This is a genomic window from Micromonospora sp. CB01531, assembly GCF_001905095.1.
Classification (GTDB): Bacteria; Actinomycetota; Actinomycetes; order Mycobacteriales; family Micromonosporaceae; genus Micromonospora.
In genome coordinates this window covers 376733-400102 of sequence record NZ_LWLS01000061.1, presented here as the reverse complement: position 1 = coordinate 400102, position 23370 = coordinate 376733, and the positions used below count along the sequence as shown (strand labels likewise).

36 protein-coding genes are annotated in these 23370 nt (G+C 69.2%); all 36 read left to right on the top strand.

The features are described from left to right. The first annotated feature begins 196 nt into the window (after window positions 1-196). The 36 genes from A6A27_RS13640 (at window position 197) to rpsD (ending at window position 23296) form a co-directional block, all read left to right on the top strand. Window positions 197-565, top strand: a complete 369-nt coding sequence (locus A6A27_RS13640; RefSeq protein ID WP_073834937.1) for a hypothetical protein — start codon at window positions 197-199, stop codon at window positions 563-565. A gap of 588 nt (window positions 566-1153) precedes the next feature. Next, entirely contained in the window at window positions 1154-1579 is a 426-nt protein-coding gene (locus tag A6A27_RS13635) for a hypothetical protein (RefSeq protein WP_073834969.1), read from the top strand. A gap of 535 nt (window positions 1580-2114) precedes the next feature. Continuing rightward, window positions 2115-2489 carry a 30S ribosomal protein S12 gene (rpsL, locus tag A6A27_RS13630; RefSeq protein ID WP_007465318.1) on the top strand — a complete coding sequence of 125 codons (375 nt, stop codon included), beginning with the start codon at window positions 2115-2117 and terminating at the stop codon, window positions 2487-2489. A gap of 1 nt (window position 2490) precedes the next feature. Continuing rightward, window positions 2491-2961, top strand: a complete 471-nt coding sequence (rpsG, locus tag A6A27_RS13625; RefSeq protein WP_073834936.1) for a 30S ribosomal protein S7 — start codon at window positions 2491-2493, stop codon at window positions 2959-2961. A 75-nt stretch (window positions 2962-3036) separates the two neighbouring features. Further along, complete coding sequence (gene fusA / locus A6A27_RS13620; RefSeq protein WP_073834935.1) at window positions 3037-5133, top strand: elongation factor G; 2097 nt, start codon at window positions 3037-3039, stop codon at window positions 5131-5133. Between the two features lie 223 nt (window positions 5134-5356). Beyond that, window positions 5357-6550 (top strand): elongation factor Tu, encoded by a 1194-nt coding sequence (tuf, locus tag A6A27_RS13615; protein ID WP_073834934.1) that lies wholly within the window; start codon window positions 5357-5359, stop codon window positions 6548-6550. 354 nt (window positions 6551-6904) lie between these two features. Further along, entirely contained in the window at window positions 6905-7213 is a 309-nt protein-coding gene (gene rpsJ, locus A6A27_RS13610) for a 30S ribosomal protein S10 (RefSeq protein WP_007073037.1), read from the top strand. Between the two features lie 11 nt (window positions 7214-7224). Continuing rightward, on the top strand, window positions 7225-7890 hold the full coding sequence (gene rplC, locus A6A27_RS13605; protein ID WP_073834933.1) for a 50S ribosomal protein L3: 666 nt from the start codon (window positions 7225-7227) through the stop codon (window positions 7888-7890). Beyond that, the gene (gene rplD, locus A6A27_RS13600) at window positions 7887-8537 is read left to right on the top strand and encodes a 50S ribosomal protein L4 (RefSeq protein ID WP_073834932.1); all 651 of its coding nucleotides are present in this window, start codon (window positions 7887-7889) and stop codon (window positions 8535-8537) included. The genes rplC and rplD overlap by 4 nt, the downstream gene beginning before the upstream one ends. After that, window positions 8534-8836, top strand: coding sequence for a 50S ribosomal protein L23 (gene rplW / locus A6A27_RS13595; RefSeq protein WP_073834931.1), 303 nt, complete (start codon window positions 8534-8536; stop codon window positions 8834-8836). The genes rplD and rplW overlap by 4 nt, the downstream gene beginning before the upstream one ends. A 12-nt stretch (window positions 8837-8848) precedes the next feature. After that, the gene (gene rplB, locus A6A27_RS13590; protein ID WP_073834930.1) at window positions 8849-9688 is read left to right on the top strand and encodes a 50S ribosomal protein L2; all 840 of its coding nucleotides are present in this window, start codon (window positions 8849-8851) and stop codon (window positions 9686-9688) included. A gap of 15 nt (window positions 9689-9703) precedes the next feature. Beyond that, window positions 9704-9985, top strand: coding sequence for a 30S ribosomal protein S19 (rpsS, locus tag A6A27_RS13585; RefSeq protein WP_007073032.1), 282 nt, complete (start codon window positions 9704-9706; stop codon window positions 9983-9985). Between the two features lie 40 nt (window positions 9986-10025). Beyond that, window positions 10026-10481 carry a 50S ribosomal protein L22 gene (gene rplV, locus A6A27_RS13580; protein WP_073834929.1) on the top strand — a complete coding sequence of 152 codons (456 nt, stop codon included), beginning with the start codon at window positions 10026-10028 and terminating at the stop codon, window positions 10479-10481. Next, entirely contained in the window at window positions 10481-11338 is an 858-nt protein-coding gene (gene rpsC / locus A6A27_RS13575; protein WP_073834928.1) for a 30S ribosomal protein S3, read from the top strand. The genes rplV and rpsC overlap by 1 nt, the downstream gene beginning before the upstream one ends. Before the next feature lie 3 nt (window positions 11339-11341). Beyond that, window positions 11342-11767, top strand: coding sequence for a 50S ribosomal protein L16 (rplP, locus tag A6A27_RS13570; RefSeq protein ID WP_073834927.1), 426 nt, complete (start codon window positions 11342-11344; stop codon window positions 11765-11767). Next, complete coding sequence (rpmC, locus tag A6A27_RS13565; protein ID WP_007073028.1) at window positions 11767-12003, top strand: 50S ribosomal protein L29; 237 nt, start codon at window positions 11767-11769, stop codon at window positions 12001-12003. Before rplP ends, rpmC begins: the two co-directional genes overlap by 1 nt. Next, complete coding sequence (rpsQ, locus tag A6A27_RS13560) at window positions 12000-12278, top strand: 30S ribosomal protein S17 (protein WP_073834926.1); 279 nt, start codon at window positions 12000-12002, stop codon at window positions 12276-12278. Before rpmC ends, rpsQ begins: the two co-directional genes overlap by 4 nt. Before the next feature lie 97 nt (window positions 12279-12375). Then, a complete protein-coding gene (gene rplN, locus A6A27_RS13555) occupies window positions 12376-12744 on the top strand; it encodes a 50S ribosomal protein L14 (protein ID WP_007073026.1) in 369 nt (122 codons plus the stop codon). Further along, window positions 12741-13061 (top strand): 50S ribosomal protein L24, encoded by a 321-nt coding sequence (gene rplX, locus A6A27_RS13550; protein ID WP_172896341.1) that lies wholly within the window; start codon window positions 12741-12743, stop codon window positions 13059-13061. The genes rplN and rplX overlap by 4 nt, the downstream gene beginning before the upstream one ends. Beyond that, complete coding sequence (gene rplE / locus A6A27_RS13545) at window positions 13061-13630, top strand: 50S ribosomal protein L5 (protein ID WP_073834925.1); 570 nt, start codon at window positions 13061-13063, stop codon at window positions 13628-13630. Before rplX ends, rplE begins: the two co-directional genes overlap by 1 nt. A gap of 1 nt (window position 13631) precedes the next feature. After that, window positions 13632-13817: a type Z 30S ribosomal protein S14 gene (locus tag A6A27_RS13540; RefSeq protein WP_007073023.1), complete on the top strand. Its 186-nt coding sequence runs from the start codon at window positions 13632-13634 to the stop codon at window positions 13815-13817. A gap of 70 nt (window positions 13818-13887) precedes the next feature. Continuing rightward, complete coding sequence (rpsH, locus tag A6A27_RS13535; RefSeq protein WP_013288624.1) at window positions 13888-14295, top strand: 30S ribosomal protein S8; 408 nt, start codon at window positions 13888-13890, stop codon at window positions 14293-14295. Between the two features lie 16 nt (window positions 14296-14311). Continuing rightward, the gene (gene rplF / locus A6A27_RS13530) at window positions 14312-14854 is read left to right on the top strand and encodes a 50S ribosomal protein L6 (RefSeq protein ID WP_073834924.1); all 543 of its coding nucleotides are present in this window, start codon (window positions 14312-14314) and stop codon (window positions 14852-14854) included. Next, entirely contained in the window at window positions 14851-15240 is a 390-nt protein-coding gene (gene rplR / locus A6A27_RS13525) for a 50S ribosomal protein L18 (RefSeq protein WP_073834923.1), read from the top strand. Before rplF ends, rplR begins: the two co-directional genes overlap by 4 nt. A gap of 33 nt (window positions 15241-15273) precedes the next feature. Then, the gene (rpsE, locus tag A6A27_RS13520) at window positions 15274-15888 is read left to right on the top strand and encodes a 30S ribosomal protein S5 (protein ID WP_073834922.1); all 615 of its coding nucleotides are present in this window, start codon (window positions 15274-15276) and stop codon (window positions 15886-15888) included. Next, the gene (rpmD, locus tag A6A27_RS13515; RefSeq protein WP_013473693.1) at window positions 15888-16070 is read left to right on the top strand and encodes a 50S ribosomal protein L30; all 183 of its coding nucleotides are present in this window, start codon (window positions 15888-15890) and stop codon (window positions 16068-16070) included. Before rpsE ends, rpmD begins: the two co-directional genes overlap by 1 nt. Continuing rightward, on the top strand, window positions 16070-16513 hold the full coding sequence (gene rplO / locus A6A27_RS13510; RefSeq protein WP_073834921.1) for a 50S ribosomal protein L15: 444 nt from the start codon (window positions 16070-16072) through the stop codon (window positions 16511-16513). Before rpmD ends, rplO begins: the two co-directional genes overlap by 1 nt. 235 nt (window positions 16514-16748) lie before the next feature. After that, window positions 16749-18077: a preprotein translocase subunit SecY gene (gene secY / locus A6A27_RS13505; protein ID WP_073834920.1), complete on the top strand. Its 1329-nt coding sequence runs from the start codon at window positions 16749-16751 to the stop codon at window positions 18075-18077. Beyond that, window positions 18078-18731, top strand: a complete 654-nt coding sequence (locus tag A6A27_RS13500) for an adenylate kinase (RefSeq protein WP_073834919.1) — start codon at window positions 18078-18080, stop codon at window positions 18729-18731. 89 nt (window positions 18732-18820) lie between these two features. Next, window positions 18821-19672, top strand: a complete 852-nt coding sequence (map, locus tag A6A27_RS13495; protein ID WP_073834918.1) for a type I methionyl aminopeptidase — start codon at window positions 18821-18823, stop codon at window positions 19670-19672. 615 nt (window positions 19673-20287) lie between these two features. Then, entirely contained in the window at window positions 20288-20833 is a 546-nt protein-coding gene (locus A6A27_RS13490) for a DUF1707 SHOCT-like domain-containing protein (protein ID WP_241825244.1), read from the top strand. Window positions 20834-21156: 323 nt separating this feature from the next. Then, window positions 21157-21378, top strand: a complete 222-nt coding sequence (gene infA / locus A6A27_RS13485; protein WP_007073013.1) for a translation initiation factor IF-1 — start codon at window positions 21157-21159, stop codon at window positions 21376-21378. 93 nt (window positions 21379-21471) lie between these two features. Then, the gene (rpmJ, locus tag A6A27_RS13480) at window positions 21472-21585 is read left to right on the top strand and encodes a 50S ribosomal protein L36 (RefSeq protein WP_073834917.1); all 114 of its coding nucleotides are present in this window, start codon (window positions 21472-21474) and stop codon (window positions 21583-21585) included. A gap of 263 nt (window positions 21586-21848) precedes the next feature. After that, the gene (rpsM, locus tag A6A27_RS13475; protein WP_073834916.1) at window positions 21849-22229 is read left to right on the top strand and encodes a 30S ribosomal protein S13; all 381 of its coding nucleotides are present in this window, start codon (window positions 21849-21851) and stop codon (window positions 22227-22229) included. Window positions 22230-22247: 18 nt separating this feature from the next. Continuing rightward, on the top strand, window positions 22248-22655 hold the full coding sequence (gene rpsK / locus A6A27_RS13470; protein WP_007073011.1) for a 30S ribosomal protein S11: 408 nt from the start codon (window positions 22248-22250) through the stop codon (window positions 22653-22655). A gap of 14 nt (window positions 22656-22669) precedes the next feature. Continuing rightward, complete coding sequence (gene rpsD, locus A6A27_RS13465) at window positions 22670-23296, top strand: 30S ribosomal protein S4 (RefSeq protein ID WP_073834915.1); 627 nt, start codon at window positions 22670-22672, stop codon at window positions 23294-23296. The last annotated feature ends 74 nt before the right edge of the window (window positions 23297-23370 follow it).

The following is a 23370-nucleotide window of genomic DNA, read 5'->3' as shown; positions in this document are numbered from 1 at the left end:
CAGGCTCAAGTGACACCTATCGCCGGTCGCTCTAAGCCACCAGGTGTTGCGAGGACCCCCAGAAACCGCCCCCGCCGGGGGCCTCGTCGCGTCCGCGGCCAGGTCTCCCGTCGGGCGTGGCGCTGGTGCCGGCGACCGGTTGACGGTCTGCTCCTCCTGAGTGTCGGGTGCGGCGGGCCGGGGCATGATGGACGGCATGACGACCGCGCCCGGGCAGGTGCCCGTCGCCCAGCAGGGGCCGCGCCATCCGCTCGATCCTGAGCCGGTCCGCTCGACGAAGGCCCGCGCCGTCTTCGCCCTGGGGCTGATCGGTGGGCTGACCGGGCTGTTCATCGGCGGGGTGGTGCCGTCGACCATCGCCCTGTGGCTCGCCCGCCAGGCCCGGCGGGAGGCGTACGCCTCGGGCGGGTTCCTCACCGGTGCGGACTGGCTACGGCGCGGGGAGCGGCTGGCCTGGATGGGCCTGGTGCTGTGCGCGGTCGCGGTGGTGGTGGCCGTGGTGATCGGAGTGGTCCGGCTCGCGGACAGCCCCTTCGGGCACGACTATCCCCCGAACGTCGACTGACCGGGCGGGGGAGCGGCGCCGCGCCCGGGCCCGGCGGCGGGACCCGCGACGGTAGCCTGGCCGGTGTCCGCCGCGCGGCGGGTGAGCCCATGTCGACAGGAGGACCACGTGACGGAGCCGGCCCCACCGCCGGGAGACGACCCGACCCGGTCCGTCGCCGGGCCAGAGGCCGCCGCGCCGACGCCGGGCCCGGACCCCACCAGCCCGTGGGCCGCGCCGAGGGTCGGACCGGACGAGGGGCCGAGCGCGTCGCCGGAGGTCACCAGCCCGGGGTACGCCCCGCCGCCGGCCGCCCCGCAGTCCTCCCCGCCGGGGCCGTGGCCGCCCGGCGGCCCGTACCCGCCGGTCGGGGCGTCGGTCCCGGGTGCCTCGCCCGGCCAGCGGCCGGCTCCGCCCTATGCCGGGCCCCCCGTTCCGGCCGGCCCCGGACCGCACCACGGGCCGCCGCCCGCCTCCGCCGGCTGGGCGGGGCCCGGGGCGTACCCGGGAACCCCGCCGGTGCCCGGCCGCGGGTGGGCGGGCCCGGGCGGCGTGCCGCCCGGCGGAGCCTGGGCTCCGACGCCGCCGGCGGCCGGTCCGCGGCCGGGGGTGCTGCCGCCGCCCCCGCAGGAGGCCCCGCGCCCGCCGAAGCGGGTCGACCCGGTCCCCGGCACCCCGTTCGGCGTGGTCCACCTGGACGTCGCCCCGGTGACCTCGGGGCTCGCCATCGGCTCGTTGGTCGCCGGGATCGCCTCGATCCTGGTCTCGCTGCTGGTCTTCTGCTTCGGCATCGCCGGGCCTAACCTCGGCGGCGCCTGGGCGGCCGGGGCGTTCACGGTGCTCGGTGCGCTCGCCGGCGGCGCCGCCATCGTGACCGGGTTGCTGGGCCGCCGGCAGATCCGGCGCCCGGCACCGCCGCCGGGGGTCCGGTTCACCGGGCGGGGACTGGCCGTGGCCGGTCTCAGCTGCGGGGGGGTCGGGCTGCTGCTCAGCCTGCTCGGGCTCGGGGTGGCGCTGGTGGTGCAGCTCACGTGAGCGGAGTCCGGCGGCCGGTCTGCCGGGCGACCAGGGAAGACCGCCGCGGCGGGGGAGTCCGCCGTTCGGGCGGAACCGGGGCCCCCGGGGCGATGCGTGGCGAAGCCGGTACACTTGTCACCGTAGGAGCCCGTCGTGGGCGGGCAGGGAAGAGGCGATCGGCCGGCGGACCGCGAGGCGGTTCAACCGGGCCGCTCCGTTTTGACCTGCGCGGCTGTGGTAGGTACCCTTTCCCCTTGTGCCCGGGCATGCCCGGGCAATGCGTGCGTGCGCAGGCGCCGGGACTCCGGTGATCGTGCGGCGGCACGACCAAGTCCAAGATCCGGTGTTTGGAATTTCCTGCGCCGGTGACAGAAACCCGGTACGACGCGCGAGCGGCGCACCGGGACCGTGACCCGGGCGACACGCCCGACCGCGGGTGCTGGGACCGCCGTCAGGTGGCCCTGGTTGGAATGTAGGAGAGCCGTCCATCAGGTCGGCTAACGAGCAGACAGCGCGGTCGCCTCGCAGCGGCCGAAGGGAGCGGAGAAACCCGGTGCCCACCATCCAGCAGTTGGTCCGAAAGGGCCGCCAGGCCAAGACGACCAAGACCAAGACCCCGGCGCTCAAGGGGTCCCCCCAGCGGCGCGGCGTGTGCACCCGCGTGTACACCACCACCCCGAAGAAGCCGAACTCGGCGCTGCGCAAGGTCGCTCGTGTCAAGCTCAGCAGCCAGATCGAGGTGACCGCCTACATTCCGGGTGTCGGCCACAACCTGCAGGAGCACTCGATCGTGCTCGTCCGCGGTGGCCGGGTGAAGGACCTCCCCGGCGTGCGGTACAAGATCGTCCGCGGTTCGCTGGACACCCAGGGTGTCCGCAACCGCAAGCAGGCGCGCAGCCGCTACGGCGCGAAGAAGGAGAAGAGCTGACATGCCGCGTAAGGGACCCGCTCCGCGGAAGCCGCTGGTCGCTGACCCGGTGTACAACTCGCCGCTGGTCACCCAGCTGGTGAACAAGATCCTGCTGCGCGGCAAGCGCCAGCTCGCCGAGAGCATCGTGTACGCCGCCCTCGAGGGCTGCCGCGAGAAGTCCGGCACCGATCCGGTCGTCACCCTGAAGCGGGCGATGGACAACGTCAAGCCGACCCTCGAGGTGCGCAGCCGCCGCGTCGGTGGCGCCACCTACCAGGTCCCGGTCGAGGTCCGGCCCGCCCGGGCGACCACCCTGGGCCTGCGCTGGCTGGTCACCTACTCCCGCGCCCGGCGCGAGAAGACCATGGTCGAGCGGCTGATGAACGAGCTGCTGGACGCGAGCAACGGCCTTGGTGCCGCCGTCAAGCGGCGCGAGGACACGCACAAGATGGCCGAGTCCAACAAGGCCTTCGCGCACTACCGCTGGTAACACCCTGGTTCCGGCGCCCACGAGGCGCCGGAACCGCCACCAGTTGTGTCGAGACGACGATAAGTAGGGATTGAAGTGGCCGCCGCAGACGCGCTCGCCAACGTACGCAACATCGGCATCATGGCGCACATCGATGCCGGTAAGACCACGACCACCGAGCGGATCCTGTTCTACACCGGTATCACGTACAAGATCGGTGAGGTCCACGAGGGCGCTGCCGTAATGGACTGGATGGAGCAGGAGCAGGAGCGTGGTATCACCATCACCTCCGCTGCCACCAAGTGTGAGTGGAAGGGCCACACGATCCAGATCATCGACACGCCCGGCCACGTCGACTTCACCGTCGAGGTCGAGCGGTCGCTGCGGGTCCTGGACGGTGCGGTGGCTGTTTACGACGGTGTCGCCGGCGTGGAGCCGCAGACGGAGAACGTCTGGCGCCAGGCCGACAAGTACAACGTCCCCCGGATGTGCTTCGTCAACAAGCTGGACCGGACCGGCGCCGACTTCTTCCGCTGCGTGCAGATGATGATCGACCGGCTCAACGCCACCCCGCTGGTGCTCCAGATCCCGATCGGCGCCGAGGCCGACTTCATCGGTGTGGTCGACCTGATCGAGATGCGGGCCCTCACCTGGCGCGGCGAGACCCAGAAGGGTGAGGACTACGCGATCGAGGAGATCCCGGCCGACCTCGCCGACTCCGCCGCGGAGTGGCGCGAGAAGCTGATGGAGACCCTCGCCGACGTCGACGACGCGGTGATGGAGAAGTACCTGGAGGGCGAGGAGATCTCCGTCGAGGAGATCAAGGCCGCCATCCGCCGGGCCACCATCGCCGGCAAGGCCAACCCCGTCTTCACCGGCACCGCCTTCAAGAACAAGGGCATCCAGCCCATGCTCGACGCGGTGGTCGCCTACCTGCCGTCGCCGCTGGACATCCCGGCCATCGAGGGCACCGCGACCGACGGCGAGACCCCGATGCAGCGGAAGCCGTCCACCTCGGAGCCGTTCTCGGGTCTGGCCTTCAAGATCCAGACCGACAAGCACCTCGGCAAGCTCACCTACGTCCGGGTCTACTCCGGCGTGGTCGAGTCCGGGACCCAGGTGGTCAACTCCACCAAGGACCGCAAGGAGCGGATCGGCAAGATCTACCAGATGCACGCCAACAAGCGGGAGGAGCGCAGCTCCGCCAAGGCTGGCGACATCATTGCGGTCCAGGGTCTCAAGCAGACCACCACCGGTGACACCCTGTGCGACCCGGCGAACCCGGTCATCCTGGAGTCGATGACCTTCCCGGAGCCGGTCATCGAGGTCGCCATCGAGCCGAAGACCAAGGCCGACCAGGAGAAGCTCAGCACCGCCATCCAGCGGCTGGCCGAGGAGGACCCGACCTTCCGCGTCAAGCTGGACGAGGAGACCGGCCAGACGGTCATCTCCGGCATGGGCGAGCTGCACCTGGACATCCTGGTCGACCGGATGCGCCGCGAGTTCAACGTCGAGGCGAACATCGGTAAGCCGCAGGTGGCGTACCGCGAGACCATCCGCCGCACGGTGGAGAAGGTCGAGTACACCCACAAGAAGCAGACCGGTGGTTCCGGCCAGTACGCCCGCGTGATCGTGAGCATCGAGCCGCTGCCGCTGGACAACGACTCGCCGACCTACGAGTTCGCCAACGCCGTCACCGGTGGCCGCATCCCCCGGGAGTTCATCCCCTCGGTGGACGCGGGTGCCCAGGACGCGATGCAGTACGGCATTCTCGCCGGCTTCCCGCTGGTGGGTGTCAAGCTGACGCTGCTGGACGGCCAGTACCACGAGGTCGACTCGTCGGAAATGGCATTCAAGATCGCCGGTTCGATGGTGATGAAGGAGGCGGCCCGCAAGGCCGACCCCGCGCTGCTCGAGCCGATGATGGCTGTTGAGGTCACCACTCCGGAGGAGAACATGGGTGACGTCATCGGCGACCTCAACTCCCGGCGCGGCATCATCCAGGCGATGGAGGAGCGTCACGGCGCTCGCATCGTCCGGGCTCTGGTGCCGTTGTCGGAGATGTTCGGCTACGTCGGCGACCTGCGGTCGAAGACCCAGGGCCGGGCTAGCTACAGCATGCAGTTCGACTCCTACGCCGAGGTTCCGCAGAGCGTGGCGAAGGAGATCATCGCCAAGGCGACTGGTGAGTGACGCTCACCTGAGCTGATCCGATGAGCCGGGGCTGGTCGCGGGAGGGATCTCCCGCCCGCGGCCACCTCGGGCGAGTTGTGTGAATCCGGGCCTGTAGGCTTCATCGCCGCAGAACCCACAAAGGCTCTCCGGCCGTCAGGTCGGAAAGGCTGTCGACAGAGTCCTAAGCGCCGACCCGGCGCGCCGGGGCGAACGAACCAAGAAAGTCCACAGGAGGACACCAGTGGCGAAGGCGAAGTTCGAGCGGACTAAGCCGCACGTCAACATCGGCACCATTGGTCACATCGACCACGGTAAGACGACGCTGACGGCGGCCATCACCAAGGTCCTGCACGACCAGTACCCGGACCTGAACCCGTACACGCCGTTCGACGAGATCGACAAGGCGCCGGAGGAGAAGGCCCGCGGCATCACGATCTCGATCGCGCACGTCGAGTACCAGACCGAGGCGCGTCACTACGCGCACGTCGACTGCCCCGGTCACGCCGACTACATCAAGAACATGATCACCGGTGCCGCCCAGATGGACGGCGCGATCCTGGTGGTGGCGGCGACCGACGGCCCGATGCCGCAGACCCGCGAGCACGTGCTGCTGGCCCGTCAGGTCGGCGTGCCGTACATCGTCGTGGCGCTCAACAAGAGCGACATGGTCGACGACGAGGAGCTCCTGGAGCTCGTTGAGCTCGAGGTCCGCGAGCTGCTCTCCTCGCAGGAGTACCCGGGTGACGACCTGCCGGTCGTCCGGGTCTCGGCGCTGAAGGCCCTCGAGGGCGACCCGGAGTGGACCGGGAAGCTCCTGGACCTGATGAACGCCGTCGACACCGCGATCCCGCAGCCGGAGCGCGAGACCGAGAAGCCGTTCCTCATGCCGATTGAGGACGTCTTCACCATCACCGGCCGCGGCACCGTGGTCACCGGTCGCGCCGAGCGCGGCATCCTCAAGCCGAACGAGGAGGTGGAGATCGTCGGCATCCGCGAGAAGTCGATGAAGACCACCTGCACCGGCATCGAGATGTTCCGCAAGCTGCTCGACGAGGCCCGCGCGGGCGAGAACGTCGGTCTGCTGCTCCGCGGCATCAAGCGCGAGGACGTCGAGCGCGGCATGGTCGTCATCAAGCCGGGCACCACGACCCCGCACACGGAGTTCGAGGCGACGGTCTACATCCTCTCCAAGGAGGAGGGTGGCCGCCACACCCCGTTCTTCCAGAACTACCGTCCGCAGTTCTACTTCCGGACCACGGACGTCACCGGTGTCGTCACCCTGCCTGAGGGCACCGAGATGGTCATGCCGGGCGACAACACCACGATGACCGTGAAGCTGATCCAGCCCATCGCGATGGAGGAGAACCTCAAGTTCGCGATCCGGGAGGGTGGCCGTACGGTCGGCGCGGGTCGCGTCACCAAGATCATCAAGTGAGCTGGGTAACCCCGATTAGCGTCGCCGCCGGTCGTGCGGCATACTAATCAGGTTGCGTAACGACGGTCAGTCGCCTGCGTCCGGTGTCTGCTGGACCTCCGGGTGACCGACAGTCTCGCGTAGGGTGGTTGATCGCCCCTGGCGGTCAACCACCCTCGCGCGGCGTCCAGGTCGCGGCAACGCGATCGGCGCCATGACCCACCGCGTGGTCGGAGAACCGCTCCGGAGTCCCGGGGCGGAGCCCGGCCCACGGGCGCGACACGCCCGACCGCGGGGGTCGGCGGAAGTGGGCCTGTGCCAGCCGGTGCAGGCGCCCGCAACACAGCGGCATCGAGAGAAGGAACAGAAGCCACCATGGCGGGACAGAAGATCCGCATCCGGCTCAAGGCCTATGACCACGAGGTCGTCGACTCCTCGGCTCGGAAGATCGTCGAGACGGTGACGCGTACCGGGGCGCAGGTCGCTGGCCCGGTGCCGCTGCCCACGGAGATCAACCGTTTCTGCGTTATCCGCTCGCCGCACAAGTACAAGGACTCGCGCGAGCACTTCGAGATGCGCACGCACAAGCGGCTGATCGACATCATCGACCCGACCCCGAAGACGGTCGACTCGCTCATGCGCCTCGACCTGCCGGCTGGCGTCGACATCGAGATCAAGCTGTAGGGACCGGACAAATGGACAGGCAAGTCAAGGGGATCCTGGGCGCCAAGCTCGGCATGACCCAGGTCTGGGACAACAACCGTGTTGTCCCGGTGACCGTGGTTCAGGCCGGCCCGTGCGTCGTGAGCCAGGTTCGTAGCGCCGACAAGGACGGTTACTCCGCGGTCCAGCTGGCGTACGGGGCCATCGACCCGCGCAAGGTCAAGAAGCCGGTCGCCGGGCACTACGCCAAGGCGGACGTCGCGCCGCGCCGGCACATTGTCGAGCTGCGCACCGTCGACGCCGCGGACTACTCGCTGGGCCAGGAGGTCACGGTCGAGGAGTTCCCGGCCGGCGTCACCATCGACGTCACCGGCAAGACCAAGGGCAAGGGCTACGCCGGCCCGATGAAGCGGCACGGCTTCCACGGTCTGCGCGCCAGCCACGGTGTCGAGCGCAAGCACCGCTCGCCGGGCTCCATCGGCGCGTGCGCGACCCCGGGTCGCGTCTTCAAGGGCACCCGGATGGCGGGTCGGATGGGTGGCGTGCGCTACACCGTCCAGAACCTGACCGTCCAGGCGGTCGACACCGAGAACAACCTCCTGCTCGTCCGTGGCGCCATCCCCGGCCCCAAGGGCGCGCTGGTCCTGGTCCGCACCGCGGCCAAGAGCAAGGCGAAGAAGGGCGGTGCGGCCAAGTGACCACCGTTGACGTCCTCAGCGTCGAAGGCACCAAGAGCGGCTCCGTCGAGCTGCCGGCCGACATCTTCGACGCCCAGGCCAACATCGCGCTGATGCACCAGGTCGTGGTGGCTCAGCTCGCGGCGGCCCGGCAGGGCACGCACAAGGCCAAGACCCGCGGCGAGGTCTCCGGTGGAGGCAAGAAGCCGTACAAGCAGAAGGGCACCGGTCGTGCCCGCCAGGGCTCGACCCGCGCGCCGCAGTTCGCCGGCGGTGGCGTGGTCCACGGCCCGGTGCCGCGCGACTACAGCCAGCGCACCCCGAAGAAGATGAAGGCCGCCGCCCTGCGTGGCGCCCTCTCCGACCGGGCCCGCGCCGGCCAGGTGCACGTCGTCGAGGCGTTCGTCTCGGGCGAGAAGCCGTCGACCAAGGCCGCGCTGGCCACGCTCGCGAAGCTGACCGATGCCCGTCGCGTCCTGGTCGTGCTGAGCAGCACCGACGAGCTGAACTGGGTGTCGCTGCGCAACGAGCCGCGGGTGCACCTGATCGAGGCCGGCCAGCTCAACACGTACGACGTGCTGGTCGCCGACGACGTGGTCTTCACCACGGAGGCCCTGGACGAGTTCCTGGGCGTTCCCGCCGAGACCACCGAGGAGGGTGGCAAGTGAGCACGATCGCCGATCCGCGCGACATCATCGTCGCGCCGGTCGTCTCGGAGAAGAGCTACAGCGAGCTGAACCGCAACTGGTACACCTTCCTGGTGCACCCGGACGCGAACAAGACCGAGATCAAGATCGCTATCCAGCAGATCTTCAACGTCCGCGTCCTGACGGTCAACACGCTCAACCGTGAGGGCAAGCGCAAGCGCACCAAGACCGGCTTCGGTCAGCGCAAGGCCACCAAGCGGGCGATCGTGAAGCTGGCTGACGGTGACCGTATCGAGGCCTTCGGCGGCCCGGTCAGCTGAGGGGTGTAGACAATGGCTATCCGTAAGTACAAGCCGACGACGCCGGGCCGGCGTGGCTCGAGTGTCGCCGACTTCGCCGAGATCACCCGGTCGACGCCCGAGAAGTCGCTGCTGGCTCCGTTGCCGAAGAAGGGCGGTCGCAACGCCCACGGCCGGATCACCACGCGGCACCACGGTGGCGGCCACAAGCGCCAGTACCGTCTGATCGACTTCAAGCGGGTCGACAAGGACGGCGTGCCGGCGAAGGTCGCGCACATCGAGTACGACCCGAACCGCACCGCGCGGATCGCGCTGCTGCACTACGCCGACGGCGAGAAGCGCTACATCATCGCGCCGAAGGACCTGAAGCAGGGCGACACGGTGGAGTCGGGCCCGAGCGCCGACATCAAGCCGGGCAACAACCTGCCGCTGCGCAACATCCCGGTCGGTACCACGATCCACAACGTGGAGCTGCGTCCGGGCGGTGGCGCCAAGCTGGCCCGCTCGGCCGGCGTCGGCATCCAGCTGCTCGGCCGTGAGGGCGCGTACGCGACCCTCCGCATGCCGTCCGGTGAGATCCGGCGGGTCGACGTGCGCTGCCGCGCCAGCGTCGGCGAGATCGGCAACGCCGACCAGTCGAACATCAACTGGGGTAAGGCCGGCCGGATGCGGTGGAAGGGTAAGCGCCCGACCGTCCGTGGTGTCGCGATGAACCCGGTCGACCACCCGCACGGTGGTGGTGAGGGTAAGACCTCCGGCGGTCGCCACCCGGTCAACCCGCAGGGTAAGCCCGAGGGCCGCACCCGTCGTAAGGGCCAGCCGAGCGACCGGCTGATCGTCCGCCGCCGCTACGCCACCCGCAAGCGCGGCTAACAGGAGAGCTGACAGATGCCTCGCAGCCTGAAGAAGGGCCCGTTCGTCGACGACCACCTGCTCAAGAAGGTGGAGACGCAGAACGACAAGGGCTCGAAGAACGTCATCAAGACCTGGTCGCGGCGCTCGACGATCATCCCCGAGATGCTCGGGCACACGATCGCCGTGCACGACGGACGCAAGCACGTCCCGGTGTTCGTGACCGAGGCCATGGTCGGGCACAAGCTCGGCGAGTTCGCGCTGACCCGCACGTTCAAGGGTCACGAGAAGGACGACCGGAAGAGCCGCCGGCGCTGACGCCGCGGGCATACGGATAGAGGAACAAGGGGTTACAGCGATGCCAGGAAAGGGCGACGCTCCGGTGCTTCCGGGCGCGCGGGCGGTTGCGCGGCACGTGCGCATCTCGCCGATGAAGGCGCGCCGGGTGGTCAACCTCGTCCGCGGCCTGCCCGCGAAGGAGGCGCTCACGGTGCTGCAGTTCGCGCCGCAGGCTGCGAGCGAGCAGGTGTACAAGGTGCTCGCGAGCGCGATCGCCAACGCGGAGAACAACGAGCGGCTGGACCCCGACGCGCTGCTCGTCAGCGAGGCGTTCGTCGACGAGGGCCCGACCATGAAGCGGTTCCGGCCGCGGGCGCAGGGTCGGGCGTACCGGATCCGCAAGCGCACCTGCCACATCACCGTGGCGGTTGAGGCGGTGGCGCCGGCCGCGCCGAAGAAGTCGGCGAAGAAGGCCGCTCCGGCCAAGCAGGCCGAGGCCGCCGAGGGGCAGAGCACGACGGAGGGTGCCGAGTAATGGGTCAGAAGGTTCACCCGACCGGATTCCGGCTCGGCATCTCGACCGACTGGAAGTCCCGCTGGTTCGCGGACAAGCTCTACAAGGACTACATCGGCGAGGACGTCAAGATCCGCCGGATGATGTCCAAGGGCCTGGAGCGCGCCGGCATCTCCAAGGTCGACATCGAGCGCACCCGGGACCGGGTCCGCGTCGACATCCACACCGCCCGGCCGGGCATCGTCATCGGCCGTAAGGGTGCGGAGGCCGACCGGATCCGGGGCGAGTTGGAGAAGCTCACCGGCAAGCAGGTTCAGCTGAACATCATCGAGGTGAAGAGCCCCGAGTCGGACGCGCAGCTGGTCGCCCAGGGCGTCGCCGAGCAGCTGTCCAGCCGGGTCAGCTTCCGTCGGGCCATGCGCAAGGCGATGCAGTCCGCGATGAAGAACCCGGTCTGCAAGGGCATCCGGGTGCAGGTCTCGGGCCGTCTCGGCGGCGCCGAGATGAGCCGGACCGAGTTCTACCGCGAGGGCCGGGTTCCGCTGCACACGCTGCGGGCCAACATCGAGTACGGCTTCTTCGAGGCCCGTACCACCTTCGGCCGGATCGGCGTGAAGGTCTGGATCTATAAGGGCGACGCCGTCCCGGGCCGGGAGGCTCCGGCCGAGGCCGGTCCGTCCCGCCCGCGCCGTGAGCGCGGCGAGCGTCCCGAGCGGCCGCGCCGTGGCCGGTCGGGTTCGTCCGGCACGACCGCCGGTGGCACCGAGGCCGGCCGGGCTGCCGCGACCACCATCGCGCAGCAGGCCGAGACGCCGAGCGGCGAGCCGGTGGACGCCGGCGCGGTCGCCGCAGCGGCAGAAACGCAGCAGGAGGGCTGACAGATGCTGATGCCGCGCAAGCCCCCGAAGGGCTTCCGCAAGCCGCACCACCCGGACCGCCACGGCGCGTCCAAGGGTGGTAACCGGGTGGTGTTCGGCGAGTTCGGGATCCAGGCTCTCGAGCCGGCGTACGTGACCAACCGCCAGATCGAGTCGGCGCGTATCGCGATGACCCGGCACATCAAGCGTGGTGGCAAGGTCTGGATCACGATCTTCCCGGACCAGGCCCTCACCAAGAAGCCGGCGGAAACCCGGATGGGTTCCGGTAAGGGTTCGCCCGAGTGGTGGGTCGCCAACGTCAAGCCGGGGCGGGTCCTCTTCGAGATGTCCTTCCCCAACGAGCAGATCGCGCGAGAGGCGATGCGTCGCGCGATCCACAAGCTCCCGATGAAGTGCCGCATTGTTACGCGCGAAGTGGGTGAATCCTGATGGCAGCGGGCGTCAAGGCCTCCGAGCTGCGTGAGCTCTCCGAGGAGGAGCTGGTCACGAAGCTGCGTGAGGCGAAGGCGGAGCTGTTCAACCTCCGCGTGCAGGCCGCAACCGGGCAGCTGGACAACAACCGGCGGCTGCAGGTCATCCGTCGGGAGATCGCCCGGATCTACACGATCATGCGTGAGCGTGAGCTGGGTCTCTCGGCCGCGCCGACTGAGGTGACTGCATCATGAGTGAGAACACCACCACCGCCGCCGCGCGGGCCCGCCGCAAGGTGCGCGAGGGCCTCGTGGTCAGCGACAAGATGGAAAAGACCGTCGTGGTCGAGGTCGAGGACCGGGTCAAGCACGCGCTGTACGGCAAGATCATGCGCCGGACCAGCAAGCTCAAGGTCCACGACGAGCAGAACTCCGCCGGGATCGGCGACCGGGTCCTGATCATGGAGACCCGGCCGCTGTCCGCCACCAAGCGGTGGCGGCTCGTGGAGATCCTCGAGAAGGCCAAGTAGCGAAGGCTCGAGCTCGGCCGTACGGTCGGGCGCAGGTTCCGCCAGGCTCCGGCCGCCAGTGCGGCGGCCGGAGAACCGGCAGACATAGGAGATAGACGTGATTCAGCAGGAGTCGCGACTGCGCGTCGCCGACAACACGGGTGCCCGGGAGATCCTGTGCATCCGGGTTCTCGGTGGCTCCGGTCGGCGCTACGCGAGCATCGGCGACGTCATCGTGGCCACGGTCAAGGACGCGATCCCCGGTGCCGGTGTGAAGAAGGGCGACGTCGTCAAGGCCGTCGTCGTTCGCACCGCCAAGGAGAAGCGGCGGCCGGACGGCTCGTATATCCGCTTCGACGAGAACGCCGCCGTCATCATCAAGGACGGTGGGGACCCGCGCGGTACCCGTATCTTCGGCCCGGTGGGCCGGGAGCTGCGGGACAAGCGGTTCATGAAGATCATCTCTCTCGCGCCGGAGGTGTTGTGACCGTGAAGGTCAAGAAGGGCGACACGGTCGTCGTCATCGCCGGCAAGGACAAGGGCGCCAAGGGCAAGGTCATCGCGGCCTACCCGCGGCAGGACAAGGTCCTGGTCGAGGGCGTGAACCGGGTCAAGAAGCACACCCGCATCAGCACCACCCAGCGTGGCGCCAAGACCGGTGGCATCGTCACCCAGGAGGCCCCGATCCACGTCTCGAACGTGCAGGTCCTGGACTCCGACGGCAAGCCGACCCGCGTCGGCTACCGGATCGACGAGAACGGCCAGAAGGTCCGCATCGCGCGTAGCACCGGTAAGGACCTGTGATGACCACGGCTACCGAAACCAAGACCATGCCGCGCCTCAAGGAGCGGTACCGCAACGAGATCGTGGCCGAGCTGCAGAAGCAGCACAACTACGGCAACCCCATGCAGGTGCCGCGGTTGGTCAAGATCGTCGTCAACATGGGTGTCGGCGAGGCCGCTCGGGACGCCAAGCTGATCGACGGCGCGGTTCGCGACCTGGCCACCATCACCGGCCAGAAGCCGCAGGTGCGGCGGGCGACCAAGTCCATCGCGCAGTTCAAGCTCCGTGAGGGCATGCCAATCGGCGCGAAGGTGACCCTGCGGGGCGACCGGATGTGGGAGTTCCTGGACCGGCTGCTGTCCATCGCGCTGCCGCGTATCCGCGACTTCCGTGGCCTCGACGGGCGCAAGCTCGACGGGCACGGCAACTACACGTTCGGTCTGACCGAGCAGTCGGTGTTCCACGAGATCGACCAGGACAAGATCGATCGCCAGCGGGGCATGGACATCACGGTGGTCACGACCGCCACGACCGACGACGAGGGCCGGGCGCTGCTCAAGCTCCTGGGCTTCCCGTTCAAGGAGAACTGAGATGGCGAAGAAGGCGCTGATCCTCAAGGCGGCCGCGAAGCCGAAGTTCTCGGTTCGCGCGTACACCCGCTGCCAGCGGTGCGGGCGTCCGAAGGCGGTCTACCGCAAGTTCGGTCTCTGCCGGGTGTGCATCCGGGAGATGGCCCACCGCGGTGAGCTGCCCGGCGTGTCCAAGGCTTCCTGGTAATAGCTATTGCTCTTCGCCGTAGGCCCCGGGCGTGCCCGGGGAACCGCGGCGAGAAAGGCTGACGAATTCCATGACGATGACCGACCCGATCGCAGACATGCTCACGCGTCTGCGTAACGCCAACCAGGCGTACCACGACCGGGTGACGATGCCCTACTCGAAGATCAAGGCGAACATCGCCGAGGTCCTCAAGGCCGAGGGTTACATCGCCACCTGGTCGGTCGAGGAGCCCGAGGAGGGCGCCGTCGGCAAGCGACTGGTCGTCGAGCTGAAGTACGGCCAGAACCGGGAGCGGAGCCTGGCCGGCATCAAGCGTGTGTCCAAGCCCGGTCTGCGGGTTTACGCCAAGTCGGACGGGCTCCCGCGGGTGCTCGGCGGGCTGGGCGTGGCGATCATTTCGACGTCCCAGGGGCTGCTCACCGACCGGCAGGCCCGCAAGCGGAGCGTTGGCGGGGAAGTCCTCGCCTTCGTCTGGTAACGGGAGACAGGTAGAAATGTCGCGTATTGGACGTAAGTCGATCCCGGTGCCAGCCGGCGTCGACATCACGATCGACGGCCAGACCGTCAAGGTCAAGGGCCCGAAGGGCGAGCTGACCCACGTCCTCGCCGAGCCGATCACGGCGGAGCGGGGCGAGGACGGTGCGCTGCACGTCAACCGGCCGAACGACGAGCGCAAGGCCAAGGAGCTGCACGGCCTGAGCCGTACGCTGGTTGCCAACATGATCGTCGGGGTGACCGAGGGCTACCGCAAGAGCCTCGAGATCGCCGGCACCGGTTACCGCGTCACCGCCAAGGGCAAGGATCTCGAGTTCGCGCTCGGGTTCTCGCACCCGGTGCTGGTGCCGGCGCCGGAGGGCATCACCTTCACGGTGGAGAAGCCGACGCTGTTCCACGTGGCCGGCATCGACAAGCAGCAGGTCGGTGAGATCGCCGCCAACATCCGGAAGATCCGCCCGCCGGAGCCCTACAAGGGCAAGGGCGTCAAGTACCAGGGCGAGGTCATCCGCCGCAAGGCTGGAAAGGCAGGTAAGAAGTGAGCGCCACGCTGCTCAAGCGCCGCCGCGGCGTCGCCGCCAAGCGTGCCGTCGGGCGTGCGCGTCGGCACTTCCGGGTCCGCAAGAACATCAGCGGCACCGCCGAGCGTCCCCGCCTGGTCGTCACCCGCTCCCTGCGGCACATCGTCGCCCAGATCGTGGACGACACCAAGGGTCACACCCTGGCGTCGGCCTCGACCCTGGACGCCTCGCTGCGCGGCGCCGAGGGCGACAAGAGCGCCCTGGCCGGCAAGGTCGGCGCCCTGCTCGCCGAGCGGGCCAAGGCCGCCGGCATCTCGAAGGTCGTCTTCGACCGCGGTGGCAACCGGTACGCGGGGCGGGTCGCCGCGCTTGCCGACGCCGCCCGCGAAGCCGGGCTCGAGTTCTAGAAACCCCGTCACGAGAGAGAAGGAAGGCTGCTGATGCCAGGTCAACAGCGCCGTGGCGGCGGGTCCGGTGGCAACGAGGGTGGTCGCCGCGACAACCGCCGTGAGGGCGGCCGCGGAAACGCGCCCGTCGAGAAGACCCCGCACCTTGAGCGGGTCGTCGCGATCAACCGCGTCGCCAAGGTCGTGAAGGGTGGTCGTCGCTTCAGCTTCACCGCCCTGGTGATCGTGGGTGACGGCGACGGCACCGTCGGCGTGGGCTACGGAAAGGCCAAGGAGGTGCCCGCGGCGATCGCCAAGGGTGTCGAGGAGGCCAAGAAGCACTTCTTCAAGGTGCCGCGGATCGGCGCCTCGATCCCGCACCCGGTGCAGGGCGAGGACGCGGCCGGCGTGGTGCTGCTCAAGCCGGCCTCGGCCGGTACGGGCGTCATCGCCGGCGGTCCGGTGCGCGCCGTGCTGGAGTGCGCGGGTATCCACGATGTGCTCTCCAAGAGCCTCGGCTCGTCCAACCCGATCAACATCGTGCACGCCACGGTGGCGGCCCTGAAGGCGCTCGAGTCGCCGGAGGCGGTCGCGGCCCGTCGTGGTCTGCCGGTCGAGGACGTCGCGCCGGCCGCGATGCTGGCGTCCCGCGCGGGGGTGGCTTCCTGATGGCGCGCCTGAAGGTCACCCAGGTCCGGTCCGAGATCGGGACCAAGAAGAACCAGCGTGACTCGCTGCGTTCGCTCGGTCTCAAGCGGATCAACGACGTGGTGGTCAAGGAGGACCGGCCGGAGATCCGCGGCATGATCTTCACGGTCAACCACCTCGTGAAGGTCGAGGAGGTCGAGTAATGACGATCAAGGTCCACCACCTGCGTCCGGCGCCGGGGGCCAAGACCGAGAAGACCCGCGTGGGTCGCGGTGAGGGCTCCAAGGGCAAGACCGCCGGTCGCGGTACCAAGGGTTCGAAGGCCCGGAAGAACATCTCGCCGGCGTTCGAGGGTGGGCAGATGCCCATCCACATGCGCCTGCCGAAGATGAAGGGCTTCAAGAACAAGTTCAAGGTCGTCTTCCAGGTGGTCAACCTGGACCGGCTCGCCGAGCTGTTCCCGAACGGCGGCCAGGTCGGCCCGGTCGAGATGGTCGAGGCCGGCGCGGTCCGCAAGGGCCAGCCGGTCAAGGTGCTCGGCACCGGCGACCTCGGCGGTGCGGCCCTCCAGGTGTCGGCGCACGCGTTCAGCGCGTCGGCCAAGGAGAAGATCACCGCTGCCGGTGGCTCGGTCACCGAGCTGTAAGGCACGACACATGGCGCCCGCTCAGGTCCGCGTGACTGGGCGGGCGCCATGGTCTACCTGGCGAATGTGCGCCGGGTAACATCGGATTCGTTTTATGTAGCCGGGCGCATCTGCCCCCACCGGGATCGGGCTGTTAGAGTCCCATCCCAGCTATGGATATCGGGCACTCGCCCGGCACCCACCCCGGATCCGCCAGGAATCAGACCGGCGGCCCGCGTCGCGCAGGAGGAAGAAGTTGCTGTCCGCCTTTCTCAGTGCGTTCCGTACGCCTGACCTGCGCAAGAAGCTGCTGTTCACAGTAGGCATCATCGCGGTCTACCGGCTCGGCGCCACTCTGCCCAGCCCCGGCGTCTCGTACGGCAACGTCCAGAAGTGCCTCGACGCCATCCAGGGCGGCGGCACCGGCGTGCTGAACCTGCTGGACCTCTTCAGCGGTGGCGCGCTGCTGCAGCTCTCGGTCTTCGCGCTGGGCATCATGCCCTACATCACCGCGTCGATCATCCTGCAGCTGCTGACCGTGGTCATCCCGCGGTTGGAGCAGCTCCGCAAGGAGGGCCAGGCCGGCCAGGCGAAGATCACCCAGTACACCCGCTACCTGACCCTGGGCCTGGGTATCCTCCAGTCCTCGGCGTTCGTGGCGCTGGCCCGCTCCGGGCAGCTCTTCCAGAACCGCTGCGACCAGTGGCCGATCGTCCCCCGGGACACCGGCATCCCGGACTGGCTGACCCTGGGCATCCTGGTGATGACCATGACCGCCGGCACCGGTGTGGTGATGTGGCTCGGCGAGCTGATCACCGACCGCGGCGTCGGCAACGGCATGTCCGTGCTGATCTTCACCTCGATCGCCGCCCGGCTCCCCAGCGAGGGCTGGAAGATCAAGACCACCAAGGGCTGGGGGATGTTCCTCCTCGTCATCGCCCTGGTGCTGGTGGTCATCTGCGCGGTCACCTTCATCGAGCAGGCCCAGCGCCGGATCCCGGTGCAGTACGCCAAGCGCATGATCGGCCGGCGGATGTACGGCGGTACCTCCACCTACATCCCGCTGAAGGTGAACCAGGCCGGCGTCATCCCGGTCATCTTCGCCTCGTCGCTGCTCTACCTGCCGACGCTCGCGCTCCAGTTCTTCGACCAGACCAACCCGGGCAAGACCCAGGCCTGGATCCAGAACCACATCGTGAAGGCGAGCGCGCCGGAGCACATCGCGATCTACTTCTTGCTGATCATCTTCTTCACGTACTTCTACGTGTCGATCACGTTCAACCCGACCGAGGTCGCGGACAACATGAAGAAGTACGGCGGCTTCGTGCCGGGCATCCGCCCCGGCAAGCCGACCGCCGAGTACCTCGACTTCATCCTCAGCCGGATCACCCTGCCGGGTGCGCTCTACCTGGGCATCATCGCGATCCTGCCGAACTTCTTCTTCATCTGGCTCGACAACCAGCAGTTCCAGAACTTCCCGTTCGGCGGCACCGCTGTGCTCATCATGGTCGGCGTCGGTCTGGAGACCGTGAAGCAGATCGAGAGCCAACTCATGCAGCGGAACTACGAAGGGTTCCTGCGGTAGATGCGACTCGTTCTGGTTGGCCCGCCGGGCGCGGGCAAGGGCACACAGGCGGAGTTCATCGCCGCTCACCTGTCGGTGCCGAAGATCTCGACCGGGGACATCTTCCGGGCGAACGTCTCCCAGGGCACCCCGCTCGGCGTCGAGGCCAAGCGATACATGGACGCCGGCAAGCTGGTCCCGGACGAGGTCACCATCAACATGGTGCGGGACCGGCTCGCCGAGCCGGACGCCAGTGAGGGCTTCCTGCTCGACGGCTTCCCCCGTACCACCCCGCAGGCCGCCGCGCTGGACAAGCTCCTCGCCGACCTCGGCACCGCGCTGGACCTGGTGCTGGAACTGGTCGTCGACGACGACGAGGTGATCCGGCGGCTGTCCGGCCGGCGTACCTGCCGGGGCTGCGGCAAGATCTGGCACGTCGAGTTCGACGCCACCACCCGCGAGGGGATCTGCGACCGCTGCGGCGCCGAGCTGTTCCAGCGGGACGACGACAAGCCAGAGACCATCGCCGCCCGGCTCCGGGAGTACGCCGAGAAGACCGCGCCGCTGGTCGACTACTACGGCGCCCAGGGCAAGCTCGTCGGTATCGACGCGACCGGGCCGGTGGAGGACGTCACCGTCCGCGCCATCGACGCCCTCCGTTCCTACGGCGGCTGACGTCCCGCCGGCCTCCGGCGGATAGAGTGCGAACAGCGGGGTACGTGCGGCGTGCCCCGCTGTTCCGCGCAACGAAAGGTAACGCCTCCATGCGTCGTCCCCAGCTGGACATCCAGCTGAAGACCCCCGACCAGATCGAGATGATGCGGGCCGCCGGTCTGGTGGTGGCCCGCGCGCTGCGTCGGATGCGGGAGGCGGTTGCCCCCGGTGTGAGCACGGCCGACCTGGACGCGATCGCCGAGGCCACCATCCGGGAGGCCGGTGCCGTTCCGTCGTTCAAGGGCTACCACGGCTACCCGGCGTCGATCTGCTCCTCGGTCAACGAGCAGGTGGTGCACGCCATCCCGTCGTCCAAGCAGGTGCTCCGCGAGGGTGACCTGATCTCGATCGACTGCGGCGCGGTGCTCAACGGGTGGCACGGCGACGCCGCGATCACCGTCGGCGTCGGCGAGGCCGACCCGGCCCTGCTGAAGATGGCCGCCGTGGCCGAGGACGCGATGTGGGCCGGGATCGCCGCCGCCGCCCGGGGCGCCGCCGGCGGGAAGGGCCGGCTCACCGACATCTCTCACGCGGTGGAGCACGCGGTCCGCAAGGCCGGCCGCTACGGCATCGTCGACGGGTACGGCGGGCACGGCATCGGCACCGAGATGCACCAGGACCCGCACGTGCTCAACCACGGGCGCCCCGGCAAGGGCCCCCGGCTGGTGCCCGGCATGGCGCTGGCGATCGAACCGATGATCACCATGGGCTCGCCGCGTACGGTCGAGCAGGCCGACGGCTGGACGGTGGTGACCCGGGACGGCTCCGTGGCGGCGCATGTCGAGCACTCCATGGCCCTGCTGAACGACGGTGTGTGGGTGCTGACCGCGGAGGACGGCGGCCGGGCCCGGCTCGGCGACCTGGTCACCGCCCGCCAGCCGGCGGGCTCCCCGGCCGTCTGACCGGCCCGCGCCCGGCCCGTCGTGCTCGGCGGCCGATCCCAGCCCGTCGTGCCCGGCGGCCGATCCCGGCCCAGGCGAAATCCGGTGGCGCGCCGGCCGACAGTCGCGACGCCGCCAGCGCCCGTTGACCGTGGTCGGCGAGCCTCAGCGCGGACCGAGGTATGCCATGCGGGTCGCTACGAACTTGATGTCGTAAACGATTCGGCGCCCGGTGAAACGGTGATGGCGACGTCGGAGAGGCGGCTGTGCGGGCGGTGCGCCCAGGGGCGGCGGTGACATCGGAGGGGCGGCTGCGCGGGTGGCGTGCCCAGGGGCGGCGGTGACATCGGAGGGGCGGCTGTGCGGGTGGCGTGCCCAGGGGCGGCGGTGATGGCGACGTCGGCGGGCGGCCAGGGGGCGGCGCCTCGGCCCGACCGGGCGGGAGGAGGCTGTGACCCGCGAGACTTCGAGTGCGCAGTCGAACCAGCGCGATCCGTTTGCGTCATCAGGTTCGTACGGCGACGACTGGGGACTCCTCCCCGATCGGACCGCCGCGTCGTGTTCGTGGCGGGCCAACTCGGTCGTTCGAAGCTGGCGGTACCGGCAGGTTGGCGCGTCGGTGGCATGCTTGCGGTCATGGAAGGGCGGGAGGAGATGCGGGCGGCCGACGCCGACCGGCAGGCGACGGCGGAGCGGCTCCGGGTGGCCCTGGAGGAGGGCCGGCTCAACCTGCACGAGTACGACGAGCGACTGGGCCGTGCCTATGGTGCGAAGACGTACGGCGAGCTCGACGAGGTGCTGGCGGACCTGCCGGGGCCCGCGCCGGCAGAGCGGTCGGCCGTGGCGCCGGTGCAGCGCGGCCCCGAGCCTGCCCAGGTGCCCGAGGAGGCGCCGGTGGCGGTGCCGGCCCCCAACTCGACCCGCTGGCTGATCCAGGCGTGGCTGCCCTGGCTGCGGGTGGCGGGAATCCTGACCGCGATCTGGCTGCTCTCCTGCCTCGGCGCGAGGGAGCTGGTCTTCTACTGGCCGGCCTATCCGCTCGTCCCGTGGGGTGCCGTGCTGCTGATGCGTACGGCGGGTGGCCTGGCCACCGGCGAGCCACGGCGCGAGGCGGAGCGCCGGGAGCGGCGCCGGGCCCGCCGGGAGGCTCGGCGGCGGGTGGGCGAGGGGGAGGACCGGTAGCGGCGGCCCTTGCGGCGGCCAGGTTGCCCAGGAACCCGTGGCACCGGAGGCCGCTCGGCATCCTGTGGCCGGTGCCACAGCAGCTTGCCGGGGGCTCGACGGAATTCCTCCGTCGGGTGGCCGGATGCGTGGCCGGTTTGGCGACGGCGCGCAGGCGGGCGTACACTTTCTGATCGGCGCACAGCGTCCACTCCGGCATGCCCACCCAGCGCTTCGGTGGGAGCTGGAGCCGCGGCTGGCGCGGGTTTCCTGATCTTGGTCAGTTCACCCGTGTAAGACGTTGTGGGCCGTCCGGAGCAACCGACGTCAGGACAGCGGAGGACATGCCGAAAAAAGACGGAGCCATCGAGATCGAGGGTCGGGTCATCGAGCCCCTGCCGAACGCCATGTTCCGCGTGGAGCTCGCGAACGGCCACAAGGTGCTGGCTCACATCAGCGGCAAGATGCGGCAGCACTACATCCGCATCCTGCCGGAGGACCGGGTCGTCGTCGAACTCTCGCCGTACGACCTGACCCGCGGGCGCATCGTCTACCGCTACAAGTAAGCCTGACGACGGCCGGGAAGTCCCCGTGTCCGTCTTCGACGTCCGGCGTCGCGCACCGTCGCGTCTCCGGGCCAGATGGGAAGTAAGGCAACCGTGAAGGTCAAGCCGAGCGTCAAGAGGATCTGCAACAAGTGCCGGGTGATCCGCCGGCACGGCCGGGTCATGGTCATCTGCCAGGACCCGCGCCACAAGCAGCGCCAGGGCTGAGCCGTTCCCGCCGACCGTGACGAGCGGCGGCGGAACAGGCCCGGGTGGCAGATCCCGACAAACACATCACCAGCTCGTCCCAGCCGCGAGCGGTACGCAGCGCGTACCCCCTCGTGGTCGACCCCCGGTCGGAGGCCGGGGCCCGCTCGGGCAGCGACCGATCCCGGTCGCCGGCGCGTGACGCCGGAAGGACAGGGACGGCCGGTAGCGGGGTGGGACGGGTCCACACCTCCGCCACAACATCACGAGGAGTACGCCCGCACATGGCACGTCTAGTCGGCGTGGACCTCCCCCGCGAGAAGCGGATGGAGATCGCGCTCACCTACATCTTCGGGGTCGGCCGTACCCGCGCCCTGGAGACGCTGGCCGCCACCGGCATCTCGCCGGACAAGCGCGCTCGGGACCTCACGGATGAGGAGCTGGTCCAGCTCCGTAATCACATCGAGGGCAACTACAAGGTTGAAGGTGACCTGCGCCGCGAGGTCGCCGCTGACATCCGCCGCAAGGTCGAGATCGGCTGCTACGAGGGCATCCGGCACCGCCGGGGCCTGCCCGTGCGTGGCCAGCGGACCAAGACCAACGCGCGGACCCGGAAGGGCCCGAAGCGGACCGTCGCCGGCAAGAAGAAGCCCGGCAAGAAGTAACTAGGAGCGCACAGACTTATGCCACCGAAGGCTCGTGCCGGAGCCGCAGTCAAGAAGGTCCGGCGCAAGGAACGCAAGAACGTCGCCCACGGGCAGGCGCACATCAAGAGCACCTTCAACAACACCATCGTGTCCATCACGGACCCGACCGGTGCGGTCATCTCCTGGGCTTCCGCGGGCCAGGTCGGCTTCAAGGGCTCGCGCAAGTCGACCCCGTTCGCCGCGCAGCTGGCCGCCGAGGCCGCCGCGCGTCGGGCCATGGAGCACGGCATGCGCAAGGTCGACGTGTTCGTCAAGGGCCCCGGCTCCGGCCGGGAGACCGCCATCCGCTCGCTGCAGGCCGTGGGCCTCGAGGTCGGTCAGATCTCCGACGTCACCCCGCAGCCGCACAACGGATGCCGTCCGCCGAAGCGTCGCCGGGTCTGAGAGGTTAGAGAGAGATGGCTCGTTACACCGGTGCTGACTGCCGCCGTTGCCGGCGGGAGAAGATGAAGCTGTTCCTCAAGGGCAGCAAGTGCGATGGCCCGAAGTGCCCGTTCGAGTCCCGGCCGTTCCCGCCCGGGCAGCACGGCCGCGGCCGCACCAAGGAGACGGAGTACCTGCTCCAGCTCCGTGAGAAGCAGAAGGCTCGCCGGGTCTACGGCGTGCTGGAGAAGCAGTTCCGCGGTTACTACGAGGAGGCCGTGGGCAAGCAGGCCAAGACCGGTGAGGTCCTCCTGCAGATCCTCGAGTCGCGGCTGGACAACGTGGTCTACCGGGCCGGCTACGCCAAGTCCCGGGACATGGCCCGTCAGCTGGTCAAGCACGGTCACTTCACGGTGAACGGCAAGAAGGTCGACATCCCGTCCTACCGGGTCAAGGAGCACGACATCGTCGAGGTGCGTGCGAAGAGCAAGGAGCTCACCCCGTTCCTGGTGGCGCAGGGTGAGGCCGGCTCGCGGACCGTCCCGGCGTGGCTGGAGGCCATCCCGAGCCAGCTGAAGATCCTCGTGCACTCGCTCCCGGCTCGCCAGGTGATCGACACCCAGGTCCAGGAGCAGCTGATCGTCGAGCTCTACTCGAAGTAAGGGCTCGTTGCGGTGGCCCGCCCCATCGGGGGCGGGCCACCGGAACAGTTTGTGTCGTGGGCGTCATATGGCGG